This is a genomic window from Rubrivivax sp. JA1026 (assembly GCF_011065555.1).
Classification (GTDB): Bacteria; Pseudomonadota; Gammaproteobacteria; order Burkholderiales; family Burkholderiaceae_C; genus Rubrivivax; species Rubrivivax benzoatilyticus.
This window is the reverse complement of the sequence record NZ_JAALCQ010000013.1, coordinates 70,296-82,543: the sequence shown is the minus strand read 5'-3', so window position 1 is coordinate 82,543 and position 12,248 is coordinate 70,296. Positions and strand designations below refer to the sequence as shown.

At 71.3% G+C, this 12,248-nt stretch carries 13 protein-coding genes; 5 read left to right on the top strand and 8 right to left on the bottom strand.

All coding sequences use genetic code 11. The features are described 5' to 3' along the window. From flhB to flhD, 8 genes are all read right to left on the bottom strand, one after another. The gene (gene flhB, locus G5B56_RS19135; RefSeq protein WP_009858120.1) at nucleotides 1-1,161 is read right to left on the bottom strand and encodes a flagellar biosynthesis protein FlhB; all 1,161 of its coding nucleotides are present in this window, start codon (nucleotides 1,159-1,161) and stop codon (nucleotides 1-3) included. A gap of 306 nt (nucleotides 1,162-1,467) precedes the next feature. Beyond that, nucleotides 1,468-2,100, bottom strand: coding sequence for a protein phosphatase CheZ (locus G5B56_RS19130; RefSeq protein ID WP_009858119.1), 633 nt, complete (start codon nucleotides 2,098-2,100; stop codon nucleotides 1,468-1,470). A gap of 14 nt (nucleotides 2,101-2,114) precedes the next feature. Then, entirely contained in the window at nucleotides 2,115-2,510 is a 396-nt protein-coding gene (cheY, locus tag G5B56_RS19125) for a chemotaxis response regulator CheY (RefSeq protein WP_009858118.1), read from the bottom strand. Nucleotides 2,511-2,539: 29 nt separating this feature from the next. Further along, the gene (gene motB / locus G5B56_RS19120) at nucleotides 2,540-3,508 is read right to left on the bottom strand and encodes a flagellar motor protein MotB (protein ID WP_009858117.1); all 969 of its coding nucleotides are present in this window, start codon (nucleotides 3,506-3,508) and stop codon (nucleotides 2,540-2,542) included. 178 nt (nucleotides 3,509-3,686) lie between these two features. Next, a complete protein-coding gene (gene motA, locus G5B56_RS19115) occupies nucleotides 3,687-4,547 on the bottom strand; it encodes a flagellar motor stator protein MotA (RefSeq protein WP_009858116.1) in 861 nt (286 codons plus the stop codon). Between the two features lie 60 nt (nucleotides 4,548-4,607). Continuing rightward, nucleotides 4,608-5,390, bottom strand: coding sequence for a trans-aconitate 2-methyltransferase (locus G5B56_RS19110; protein WP_029718831.1), 783 nt, complete (start codon nucleotides 5,388-5,390; stop codon nucleotides 4,608-4,610). Nucleotides 5,391-5,598: 208 nt separating this feature from the next. Further along, on the bottom strand, nucleotides 5,599-6,165 hold the full coding sequence (gene flhC / locus G5B56_RS19105; RefSeq protein WP_009857965.1) for a flagellar transcriptional regulator FlhC: 567 nt from the start codon (nucleotides 6,163-6,165) through the stop codon (nucleotides 5,599-5,601). 190 nt (nucleotides 6,166-6,355) lie between these two features. Further along, nucleotides 6,356-6,679, bottom strand: coding sequence for a flagellar transcriptional regulator FlhD (gene flhD / locus G5B56_RS19100; RefSeq protein ID WP_009857964.1), 324 nt, complete (start codon nucleotides 6,677-6,679; stop codon nucleotides 6,356-6,358). 321 nt (nucleotides 6,680-7,000) lie between these two features. Between flhD and G5B56_RS19095 the strand changes: the two genes are divergently transcribed. From G5B56_RS19095 to G5B56_RS19075, 5 genes are read left to right on the top strand one after another with little or no spacing between them, the layout of a single operon-like run. Continuing rightward, nucleotides 7,001-9,619, top strand: a complete 2,619-nt coding sequence (locus G5B56_RS19095; protein ID WP_164964252.1) for a glycosyltransferase family 4 protein — start codon at nucleotides 7,001-7,003, stop codon at nucleotides 9,617-9,619. Between the two features lie 59 nt (nucleotides 9,620-9,678). Next, nucleotides 9,679-10,599 (top strand): bifunctional 2-polyprenyl-6-hydroxyphenol methylase/3-demethylubiquinol 3-O-methyltransferase UbiG, encoded by a 921-nt coding sequence (locus G5B56_RS19090; RefSeq protein ID WP_164964251.1) that lies wholly within the window; start codon nucleotides 9,679-9,681, stop codon nucleotides 10,597-10,599. Between the two features lie 9 nt (nucleotides 10,600-10,608). Continuing rightward, entirely contained in the window at nucleotides 10,609-11,220 is a 612-nt protein-coding gene (locus G5B56_RS19085) for a GNAT family N-acetyltransferase (protein ID WP_009857961.1), read from the top strand. Between the two features lie 3 nt (nucleotides 11,221-11,223). Beyond that, a complete protein-coding gene (locus tag G5B56_RS19080) occupies nucleotides 11,224-11,523 on the top strand; it encodes a hypothetical protein (protein ID WP_164964250.1) in 300 nt (99 codons plus the stop codon). Nucleotides 11,524-11,530: 7 nt separating this feature from the next. After that, the gene (locus tag G5B56_RS19075) at nucleotides 11,531-12,247 is read left to right on the top strand and encodes an SDR family NAD(P)-dependent oxidoreductase (RefSeq protein WP_164964249.1); all 717 of its coding nucleotides are present in this window, start codon (nucleotides 11,531-11,533) and stop codon (nucleotides 12,245-12,247) included. Nucleotide 12,248 lies beyond the last annotated feature (1 nt).

Sequence of the window (12,248 nt, the reverse complement as noted above, 5' to 3'; positions counted from 1 at the left end):
TCACGGTTCAGTCCTCCCGGAGGCGGCACGCCCTTCGGCGGGGTCGAAGCCCGGCGGCACGGCAACGGCCGGCGCGGGGGCGTTGAGCGGGCGGCCGGCGGCCATCGCGGCGCGCAGCTGGTAGACCCAGGCCAGCACCTGCGCGACGGCGCCGAACAGCGCGGCGGGGATCTCCTGGTCGATCTCGGCGTGGCGGTACAGCGCCCGCGCCAGCGGCGGGGCCTCGAGCACCGGCACGTTGGCGGCCTTGGCGGCGTCGCGGATGCGGAACGCCAGCAGGTCGGCGCCCTTGGCGACGACACGCGGCGCGGCCATCGTCGCCTCGTCGTACTTCAGCGCCACCGCGAAGTGGGTCGGGTTCATGACCACGAGGTCGGCGCTCGGCACGGCGGCCATCATCTTGCGCCGCGCCATCTCGCGCATCTTGGCCTTGATCTTGCCCTTGACCTCGGGGTTGCCCTCGGACTCCTTGTGCTCCTGCTTGACCTCCTCGAAGCTCATGCGCAGGCGGCGCAGCAGCATGAAGCGCTGCAGCGGCACGTCGACGAGCGCGAACAGCGTCAGCGCCAGCAGCAGCAGCACCATGCCGCCCTGCAGCAGCGAGCCGGTCTCGGCCATCGCGGTGGGCAGCGGCATCGCCACCAGCGAGGTGAACTCGGCCAGCTGGGCGTGCAGGTAGAGCATGCCGATGGCCCCCAGGATCAGCGCCAGCAGGCAGATCTTCAGCGTGTTGACGAGCTGCTGGCCCTTGAACAGGTTGCCCAGGCCGGTGATCGGGTTGAGCTTGGAGAACTTGGGCTGCATCGGCTTGAACGTCCAGTTCCAGCCACCGGCCAGCACCGCCGACGCCGCCGCCACGACGGCCACCACCGCGCCCAGCGGCAGCACGACGACGAGCATGTCCACGCCCGACGCGGACAGGCGCTCGAGCATCGTGCCGGGCCGGTCCATGGCCTGGGCGTCGAAGCGCAGCCCGGTCTCGAGCACGCGGCGCAGCCAGTCGGTGAGGCGCGGCGCGAAGACGATCAGCAGCGCCAGCCCGGCGCCCAGCGTCGCGAGATGGCCGAGGTCTTGCGAGCGCGCGACCTGCCCGTCCTCGCGGGACTTGCTGATCTTGCGCTGCGATGCGGGTAAGCGGCGGTCCTGTGCGTCGTCGGCCATGGCGATCTCGGCTCCGGAGAGAGCCTCGCCATGGTGCCGGCAGCACCGCCGGACTTGAGCCCGATAAGCGGGTCAAAAGCCCCTGTGTTCCGAATCGCGATGCCCAGGCGCGAGCGGAGCGCACCAGTCCCGCGGGGACGGAGCGCCTCAGGAAGACGGGAAGACGGGGTCAGGTCTCAAGGGGAAGACGGGGTCAGGTCTCAAGAGACCTGACCCCAGGCTGGCGCCGGTTCCGCTGCAGGGACGGGGTCAGGTCTCACAAGACCTGACCCCAGGCTTGTGACCCCAGGCTTGGGCGCCGGACGCTCAGAACCCCAGGCTGGCCAGCAGGTCGTCGACTTCGCCCTGGTTGGCGACGACGTCGGTGCGGCCTTCCGGGTTCACGACCGGGCCGTGCAGCACGTTCGGGTCGACCTTCTCGCGCTGCTCGGGCGGGACCACCGAGACCAGCAGCTTCACGAGGCTGTCCTCGAGGTCGTTGGCCAGCGTCACGACCTTGGCCACGACCTGGCCGGTGAGGTCGTGGAAGTCCTGCGCCATCATGATGTCGGTGAGCTGCTCGTCGATCTTGGCGGTCGAGTGCTCGACATCCTGGACGAAGTTCAGCACCGCGCCCGAGGCCACGGCGCGCACCGGATCGGCGACGATGCGCGCGGCGATCTGGCGCGTCGCCTCGGTGATCTTGGCGTGCTCGGCCTTGGCCTGGTCGACCGAGTTCAGCACCTTGTTGGCGGCGTCGGCGGTCTTGTTGGCGATGTAGTTCAGCCGGCTGCGCGCGTCGGGCAGGCCGTCGGTGGCGATCTGCAGCTTGGGCATCACGCCCAGCTGCTGCATCGTGTCGTGCAGCAGCCGCGTGATCGAACCCAGCTGCTGGAACACTTCGGGGGACACCGTCAGCGGCTCGGCCGGCTGGAACGAGGTCAGGTCTTCCATCTTCATGTCGAGTCCCTCCCTCAGGCGGTGGCCGCCAGCTTCTGCAGGATCTTCTGGACCTTCTCTTCCAACGTCGCCTTCGTGAAGGGCTTGACGATGTAGCCGGCCGCGCCGCTCTGCGCCGCCAGCACGATGTCTTCCTTGCGCGCCTCGGCCGTGACCATCAGCACCGGCAGGTGCTTGAGCGAGCCGTCGGCCTTGATGGCCTTCAGCAGCTCGAAGCCGTTCATGTTGGGCATGTTGATGTCGGAGACGACGAAGTCGTACTTCGACGCGCGCAGCATGTTCAGCGCGACGACGCCGTCTTCGGCTTCGTCGGCGTTGTTGCAGCCCATCTCCTTGAGCAGGCCGCGGACGATGCGACGCATCGTCGAGAAATCGTCGACGATGAGGAACTTCAGGTCGGAAGGGTTCATGGCAGACCTTGAAAAGACGGCTTCGGGGTTTATCGGCTGCCCGCAGCCGGACTTGAGTCGTTCGCTGGCGCCGCGGGCGCGCCGTTGACGGGAGCATCGTCACCGACCGCCTCGATGGCGTCGGGCTCGGTGCGGAAGAAGCGGTCCTCCGCTTCGCGGTTCATCACGATGATGCTGATGCGCCGGTTGGTCGGCGCCAGCGGGTCCTGGCGGTCGAAGGGCTGGCTCGAGGCCAGGCCCTGCACGCGCAGCATGCGGTCCTCGGGCAGGCCGCCTTCGGCGAGCACGCGGCGCGAAGCGTTGGCGCGGTCGGACGACAGCTCCCAGTTGCTGTAGCCGCGCTCGCCGCCGGCGTAGGCCATGGCGTCGGTGTGGCCCTCCAGCGTCAGGCGGTTGGGCACCTCGGCGAGCACCGAGCCGATCTCCTGCAGCAGCTCGCGCATGTAGGGCTGCACGACGGCGCTGCCGCTGGCGAACATCGGCCGGTTCTGCTCGTCGACGATCTGGATGCGCAGGCCGTCGCGCGTCATGTCCAGGCGCAGCTGCGAACGCATCGCCGACAGCCGCTTGTTGGCCGCGATCTTCTCCTCGATGCGGCGCTTGAGGTCCTGCAGCCGCACGATCTCGGCGCGCACCTGCTCCTGCTTCAGCGCCTGCAGGTTGACGGTGGCGCGAGGTGCCTCGATGTCGCCGCGCTTGACCTGGCCGGTGGTGCGCGTGAGGTCCTGGCCGCCGCCCTTGAGCACGTGCGAGGCGTCACCGGCACCGCTGCCGCCGGAGTTCAGCGCCACCTTCAGCGGCGACGTGAAGTAGTCGGCGATGCCCTTGCGGTCGCCCTCGGTGGTGCTGCCCAGCAGCCACATCAGCAGGAAGAAGGCCATCATCGCCGTGACGAAGTCGGCGTAGGCGATCTTCCAGGCGCCGCCGTGGGCGGCATGGCCGCCCTTCTTGACGCGCTTGATGATGATGGGTTGAAGCTTCTTCGCGTCGCCGGCCATCACGCGCCCCCAAGCTCGCTGCGCTCAGCCAAGCCGTTTGGAACGATCGAGGACAACCTCGACGCCGCTCCGCGCCAGCGGGCGGCGACTTCAAGCGGACGCCGCGGAACCGGCTTTGCCGGGCCGCTGGCGGCGCCCCCACGGGGGGGAGCGCCGAAGGCGCTACGGGGGGGGGCCACTACTTCTTGCCTTTCACGTGGCTCTCGAGCTCGGAGAAGCTGGGGCGCTCGGTGGAGTACAGGACCTTGCGGCCGAACTCGATCGCGACCTGCGGGGCGTAGCCCTGCATGCTGGCCAGCAGCGTGGTCTTGATGCACTGCAGTTCCTTGGTGGCCTCGTCGACCTTCTGCTCCAGCAGGCCGGCCAGCGGCTCGGCGAAGGCGTAGGCCAGCAGGATGCCGAGGAAGGTGCCCACGAGCGCCGAGCCGATCATGCCGCCCAGCACCGCCGGCGGCTGGCCGACCGAGCCCATCGTGTTCACGACGCCCAGCACCGCGGCGACGATGCCGAAGGCCGGCAGCGCGCCGGCCAGGCGCTGGATCGCGGCCACCGCGGCGTGCTCCTCGTGGTGGTGGGTCTCGATCTCGCTGTCCATCAGCGACTCGATCTCGTGCGCGTTCAGGTTGCCCGACACCATCATGCGCAGGTAGTCGGTGACGAACTCCGAGACGTGGTGGTCGTTGCCCACCGTCGCGTACTTCTGGAACAGCGGCGAGTTGTGCGGGTCCTCGACGTCCTTCTCGATGGACATCAGGCCCTCCTTGCGGGCCTTCTGCAGGATGTCGTAGAGCAGCGCCATCAGGTCCATGTAGCGGGCCTTGGTGTACTTGCTGCCCTTGAAGCACTTGCCCAGGCCGCGCAGCGTGGCCTTCAGCACCTTGGGCTGGTTGTTGGCCAGGAAGGCGCCCGCGGCCGCGCCGCCGATCGTCGCCATCTCGAACGGCAGCGCCTTCAGGATCACGCCGATGTTGCCGCCGTGCACGATGAACACGCCGAACACGCAGACGAGCACGATGACCCAGCCGATGATGACAAACATGGTGTTGCGCTTGACCTCGAGCAAGCCCCGACGTGACCGACACGCGGGGTACTTGGCGTGTTATCGGCGCCGGCTCCCGGCGTTTGAGGGCGAATTACCGCTTGCAGCGGTCCGGTAGATCCACACCGGGCGGCCGCCGGGCACACCGGCGCGGGCCACGGGCTGGCGCCCGGCGATCGGGAACTCGAGACTGACCAGCCAGCGGCCGGGCGCCATCTCGGCGTCGGCCTTGGCCGCGACGCGGTCCATGCTCTCGGGCCGCTGGAAGACGTAGACCAGGTCCGCGCCGGCCCAGGAGCCGGCCCAGAGGTCGCCGCGGCGCACGGTGGCGAAACGGCAGCGCCGTGCCGCCAGCCAGGCCAGCGGCGCGCTCCATTCGACGCCTTCGAGCCGGGCGTCGGGCCACAGGCGGTGCAGCGCGGCCAGGCCGTGGCCCAGGCCGCAGCCGGCGTCGAGCACGCGGGCGCCGGCGGGCAGCGTGACGACGGCGTCCAGGCCCTGCAGCGCGCCGGCCGGCGTCGGGAAGAACGGGGCGTCGCGCCAGGCCTTCAGCGGGTAGGCCAGCGCCAGCGGCAGCGCCGCGGCCAGCCAGGCCCAGGCGGGCAGCGCCGGCCAGGCGCCGAGCGCCAGCGCCGACAGCGGGAAGCCGCCACCGGCCAGCAGGCGGCGCCAGCGGCCGCGTGCGGTGGCGGCCACCGCGACGCCGGCCGCCAGTCCGGCGGCGAAGGCCGGGCCGGTGCCCGCGCCGGCGGCCTGCACCGCGGCAAAGGCCGCCCAGGCCAGCAGCCACGCGGCCACGGCCGGCAGCGGCCAGGGCAGTCGCGGAGTGCTCAGGGTGGACATGCGGGCAGTGTGCGGCGCCTCGCGTGGCGGCAAGCGCCGGAGAAACGGGGCAATGCCGGCCCAGAAAAGAAAAGCGGCGGACCCTGCCGGGATCCGCCGCCGAATGCACAGGAGCCTGTGCCAGGAGGAGACAACGCAATGAAGCCGGTTGAAAGCTGTATCGGCCGCCGGCGCGCCGGCTCGAGCGGCGCCGGCGTGACGGAATGCTTCAGTGCGCCAGTTCGCCTTCGCCGTGGCAGCCGGCGAGCTGCAGGCCGCCGGCCTTGCCCTTGCCGGCGCGCGCCGGCGGGTTGCACAGGCCGCAGACGTAGTGGCGCGCGATCTCGTGCGGGTGGGTGACGTAGTGGCCGCCGCACTTGCTGCAGGCGGTCATCGTCAGCATGCCGTTGTCGACGAACTTCACCAGGCGCCAGGCGCGCGTCACCGACAGCAGCGGCTCCAGGCCCTGGGCCTGCATCTGCTCCAGGTACAGCTGGTAGGCCTTGATGACGACGTCGATCTCGTCGAGGACCGAGACCTTGTTCAGGTACTCGTGGATGTTCAGGAACAGGCTCGAATGGATGTTCGGCTGCCAGGTCATGAACCAGTCGGTGGAGAACGGCAGCTGGCCCTTGCTGGGACTCTTGCCGGAGACCTCCTTGTACAGGCGCAGCAGGCGCTCGTAGCTCAGGTCGGTCTCGCTTTCCAGCACCTGCAGCCGCGCGCCGAGGTTGATCAGCGTGACCGCGCGCTCGATCTGCTTGGCTTCGGTCAGGATGCTCTTGTTGCGGGCCATGGTCGTTTCTCCGTTGTCTTCATCAAGCTACTGGCGCGGATCCGGCTCCGCCGGTCCGTCGCCAGGCGCCCTTGCAGGGCGCGCCGGGCCAGTGTCCCGGCCCTTCGTCCGGCACGCACGGTCCACTGGACCGTCCGTGTCCGGTCTCAGCCCTCGGGGGGCAGCGACCGGGAGGGAGCTTGGGGGCTCGTTATGCGGCTTCTTGATGGCGCCCGGCCATCAGGATGGAGGCGTGCAGGCGCGAGACGCCGTCGTTGGCCGAGCTCTTGCCGTGGCTGGTGAGCAGGCTCCAGACGATGTCGTCATCCATGCGGAAGCGGCACAGCAGCGTGTTGCCGCCGGCGATCTTCATCATCTGCGCCGGGGTCAGCGTGGCGATCAGCGTCGCGGTCTCCTCGCTGACGCCCAGGCGGTACAGGGCCTGCTCGCGGTCGGTGCGGATGAGGCTCTGGGCCAGCATCAGGTACGAGAGGTTGGCTTCGCGGATTTCGGCAAGGATCTGGTCGGCGTTCATCTCGGGGCTCCTGTGTGTCGGGGTGCGACGGGTGTGATACGAACTGTATGGATCGGAGATGGGCGGCAACATCGGGCTACTTCCGTCGCTTGAGTCCCGGTTTTTCCATGGGTCGTGTCAGGCAAATTCCTACAAGCCGACGGCGTGGCGTCCGGTCCGGCCGGGCGCCGGGGCCCGGCGGCGGCGGTGGCCGCGGCGTGCAACTGAACCCGGATCACCCCGCTGCTCGACGCATTCGCGGGGCCGGACTGCCGGCAACATCGCACCATGCAATCCGACCGCTCCTCCTCTCGCGAGCCGCTGGTGTCCACGAGGCCCGTGGTGAACCCCCCTGCCGGGCCGGTGCCGCACGCGCCGTCCGCGGAGGCGCTCGGCCTGTGCGCGGCCCGGCTGCCCGCCGGCCGCAGCCTGCTGCTGGTCGACGTCGACACCCGTCTGGCCGAGGCCTGGCAGGCCCGCCATCCCGACGGCCGCTGGCAGCGCCTGGACGCCGCGGAGATCGTGTCGGCGCCGGCCTGCGCGGCGGACCTCGTCGTGCTCGCGCTGCCGGCACAGCCGGCGGCCTGCACCGGCCTGCTGGCCGGCCTGGCGCGCCATGCGGCGCCGGGCGCGCAGCTGTTCGTGCTCGCGCCCAACGCGGCGCACTGGTCGCAGCTCGAACGCACGCTGAGCGCCGACCTCGACGACGAACGGGCGGCCGGGCCGCACCACGGCGGCGGCTGGTCGTACGCCGCGCTGTACCGGCGCCTGATGGACGAGGGCTGGATGCCCGAACTGCTCGACGCCACGCGCGACGAGCCGCCGTCGGGCGCCCTTGCCGAGGCGGTGGCGGCGCTGGCCGCCAGCCTGCGCATGCCGCCGCTCACCGCGCTGCGCAACCTCGGCCAGCGCGAGCTGCTGGTGAAAGCCGAGCGCCGCTTCGACGGCCAGCCGGTGCGCGCCGGCCGGGCGCGTTTCGCCGTCGTCGTGCCGGTCACGCGGCCGCGCCAGCTGCAGCTCAACGTGCTCCAGTCCCCGGGCCTGCGCGAGGTCGACGCCGAGATCGTCACCTGCGAAGGTGCGGCCTCGCCGGCCGCGGCACTCGCGGCCTCCGCCGCCCGCTGCGCCGACGCCGACTGGGTGCTGCTGTGCCACCAGGACGTCTACTTCCCGAGCGGCTTCGGCGCCCGGCTGGGCGCCGTGCTCGACGCGATCCCGCCGGCCGAGCGCCGGACCACGCTGCTCGGCTTCGCCGGCATCGCCGTCAACGACAGCGCCGACGGCACTCGGCCGGCCGGCTTCGTGATCGACCGCCAGCACCGCTTCGACCACCCCGAGGGCGCGCGCGCGCTGTCGATCGACGAGCTGGCGATCGTGGTCGCGCGCGACTCGGTGCACACCATCGACCCGGCGCTGGGCTGGCACCTGTGGGCCACCGACCTGTGCCTGACGGCGGTCTGCACCCACCGCGTGTTCCCGCGCATCGTGCGGCTGCCGCTGTTCCACAACTCGCTCAACGACTACCGGCTGCCCGAGGAGTTCAAGGCCTCGGCACGGGTGCTGCGCGCCAAGCACGCCGGCTTCGGGCCGATCCCGACGCTGTGCGGGACGATCGACGCGGCGTTCTGCGGCGCCGCCGACAGCGCGCCGCCCCCGCCGGCCGACGAGACCCCGGACGCGCGCGCCGAGGGCGCGAACCTGATGCTCGACGGCGTCGACCGCAAGGTCCACGAGCTGCTCGCGCGCGGCGAGGACGACGCCGCGCTGGCCCAGATCATCGCCGGCGTGCACCGGACCTACACCCGCCCCGAGTACGCCGCCGGCCCGCTGTACGTCCCGCAGCTGGACCGTCACCTGGAGACCCTGGCGGCGCGCCACGCACGCGCGCTGCCGCCCGGCCCGCGCCGCGGCACGCTGCTGATCGCGACCGAGCTGTACGAGCTCGGCGGCCACTCGCGCGTGCTGGCCGACGTGGCCCGGGTCGTCGACCACCCGCTCGTCGTCGTCACCGACCTGTTCGAGCGCACCGCGCAGGACCCGGACGCCACCGCGCGGCTGGAGCGCCAGTTCGCGCCGGCCCCCTTCGTCGTGCTGCCACCCGGCACGCCGCTGCAGAAGGTGCAGAACCTGCAGCGCCTGATCGAGGCGATGCGGCCGGCGGCGATCGGCCACTTCGCCCACCACCAGGACCCGCTGCCCTTCGTCGCCGCGCCGCGCGCCGGCGGCCCGCGGCAGGTGCTCGTGCACCACGGCGACCACAACGCGGGGCTGGGCCACACCCTGCCCGGCCTGCGCCACGTCGACTGCTCCGGCGCGATGCAGCAGCACTGCAGCAGCCACCTCGGCGTCGAGGCCGAGCTGCTGCCGCTGTTCGTCGAGGACCTGGGGATGCGGCGCTTCGCCGCCGTCGTCGGCCCGGACTGCTCGGTCGTCACCTCGGGCCACCCGGCCAAGTTCCGGCGCGACGGGCCGCTGGCGCTGCAGGCCCTGGTCTGCAGCGCGCTGCAGGCGGTGCGGGGGAGCTTCTTCCACATCGGGCCGCTCGACGACGCCTGGATCGCGGCGGTGCGGGCGCAGCTGCGGCAGCACGGGCTCGACCCGGCGCGCTTCGTGCCGCTGGGGCTCGTGCCCTCGCTCTGGCAGACGCTGCGCGATCTCGGCGACGCCGCCGTCTACCTCGGCTCGGCGCCGACGGGCGGCGGCCGGGCGGCGATCGAGGCCCAGGGCTGCGGCTACCCGGTCGTGTTCCACGACGCGCACGACGGCCACGCCGTGCTCGGCAACACCAGTGTCTACGCCAGCCCGACGCTCGGCTGGGCGACGCTGCCCGAGCTGCAGCAGGCCATCGGCCGCGCCGTCGACGGACACGCCGAACTGAGCCGCGCGGCTCGCGCGCACTACGAGGAGAGCTACTCTCGCCCGGTGTTCGAGGCCGCCGTGCGCCGCATCTTCGGCGGCTGAGACCGGGCGCCCCGATGCGCCGGCATCGGGGCCGCCGCCGGCACAAAAGAGAGCAAACGATGCAACCAGGCTCCACGCAAGATCCCGCCCCCCTGCCCTGGCTGACACGCCTGCAGGCGCTGTTCGACCAGAAGTACAGGCTCTCGCGCACGCTCGTCGGCCGCGCGATGGACGGCTTCGGCGCCGAGTGGGCCGCCGACTTCGAGTCGGTGCTCGAGACCTTCTGCGCCGACGACGAGGCGCTGCAGGCGGCCGTCAAGGGCTACGTCGCGTTCGCGATGGACTCGATGCGCCGGCAGAAGGCCTTCGAGGCCAGCGGCGCGTATCCCGTCAAGTCCTACGCGCAGGCCGCCGACGAGGTCTACCTCAACGACGCGCACATGATGCAGGAGTACCTGCCGGGCCTGCTGCTGTCGCACTTCCTCTGGCCGCACCACTATCGGCAGCTGCGCTTCTTCGACACGGCCTTCGTGGCGCCGATGGCGCTCGGCGCGCAGCCGCGCTTCGCGGAGGTCGGCGTCGGCACGGCGCTCTACTCGCGCCGCCTCCTGTCGCGCGTGGCCCGGGCCACCGGCGCCGGCTACGACATCAGCCCGTCGTCGTGCCGCTTCGCCGAGCGCCACCTGGCGGCCGCCGGTCTGGATCAGCGCTACACGATGCACCAGCACGACGTGCTCGACGGCGGCCTCGACCCCGTGCCCTGGCTGGTCTGCGTCGAGGTGCTGGAACACCTGGAGCGCCCCGTCGAGTTCCTGCGCGCGCTGCGCGCCGGCCTCGCCCCGGGCGGCAAGGCCTTCATCACCGCCGCGCTCAACGCCGCGCACGCCGACCACATCTACCTCTACCGCAGCGGCGAGGAGGTCCTGGCGCATCTCCACGCGGCGGGCTTCGTGCTGGAGCAGTCCTTCGTCGCCACCGCCCACGCACCCGCCTCGGCGGGTGCGCCGGTGCCGGCGGCCGCCGCCTTCGTCGTCTGCTGAACCCCGACCATGACGTCCAACGAGGAACACTGCACCCTGCACGGCGAGTTCGTCGACCTGCGCCCGCTGCGGCCCGAGGACGCCGCGCTCACCCTGGCCTGGCGCCAGGGCGAACGCGCGGCCCTGCTGCATCGCGGCGCGACGACCGTCGACGAACAGCGCCGCTGGATCGCCAGCCGCCCTGCGTCGGAGTACAACTTCGTCATCCAGACCAAGCAGCAGGTGCCGATCGGCATGCTCTCGCTCAGCGGCATCGACCCGGTGAACCGGGTCGGCGAGCCGGGCCGCTTCCTGATCGGCGACGAACAGGCCGCCGCCGGGCTGCCGGCCGCCGCCGAGGCCATGAAGCTGCTCTACGAGCTGGCCTTCGACCGGCTGCGGCTGCGCCGCGTCTGGGGCACCGTCGTGTCGGAGAACCGGCGCATGATCAAGTGGCAGACCTACCTGGGCATGGTCCAGGAGGGGCGCCTGCGCCAGCACCTGTTCATCGACGGCCGGCTGCAGGACGCGGTGGTCTTCGGCCTGCTCGAAAACGAGTACCGCGAGGTCACGCGCCCCAGGCTCGAATCGCTCATCGCAGCCGCCCGGCTGCCTCTTGCACCGTCCGTCTCTCCGGAGTGAACCATGGCCAGCCAAGCCGAAGTCATCGAACTCATCTACCGAGCCCTGCGCAGCCTGAACGAGGAGCTGGCCGCGGACAAGCGCGTCGCGCTGGCCCCGGACACGCGCCTGTTCGGCGCCGACGCCTCGCTCGACTCGCTGTCGCTGGTGTCGGTCATCGTCGACGTCGAGACGGCGGTGGCCGACGAGCTCGGCCGCGCGGTCAGCCTGACCGACGACACCGCGATGAGCCAGCCGGTCTCGCCATTCTCCAGCGTGACGACGCTGGCCGACTACATCGTCCGGCAGCTGTCGCGGGGCTGATCCGGCGATGAGCGCGCGCAAGTACGAGGGCCGGACCGTGCTCGTCACCGGCAGCAGCCGCGGCGTCGGCGCGCTGCTGACGCGCCACTTCCTGGACGAAGGCGCGAAGGTCGTCGGCGTGTCCCGGGGGGCCGCCACCTGCGAGCACGAGCGCTACCTGCACCGGCAGGCCGACATCGCCGACCCGGACGCGGTGCAGCAGCTGTTCGCCGCGCTGCGCCGCTCGGGCACGGCGATCGACATCGCGATCAACAACGCCGCCGTGCTGACCTCGCAGTACGCGCTCGTGATGCCGGCCTCGGCCGCCCGCTCGATGGTCGAGCTCAACCTGCTCGCACCGTTCATGGTGGCCCGCGAGGCGGCGAAGATGATGCGCAAGTCCAAGTGGGGGCGCATCATCAACATCAGCTCGATGGCCGTCGCCCTGGAGCCCGAGGGCGACTCGGTCTACGCGGCCTGCAAGGCCGGGCTGACGACGCTGTCCAACGTGCTCGCCCGGGAGTTCGCGCCCTTCAACGTCACCTGCAACACGCTGGGCATCACGGCGATCGAGAGCGACATGCTGCGCCAGCTCCCGCGCGACAAGATCGACGCCGTCGTGGCGCGCCTGCCGCTGCCGCGCTACGCGAGCTTCGAGGACATCGCCAACGTCATCGACTTCTTCGCGTCCGAGCGCAGCGGCTACGTCACCGCGCAGACGCTCTACCTCGGCGGGGTGCACTGAG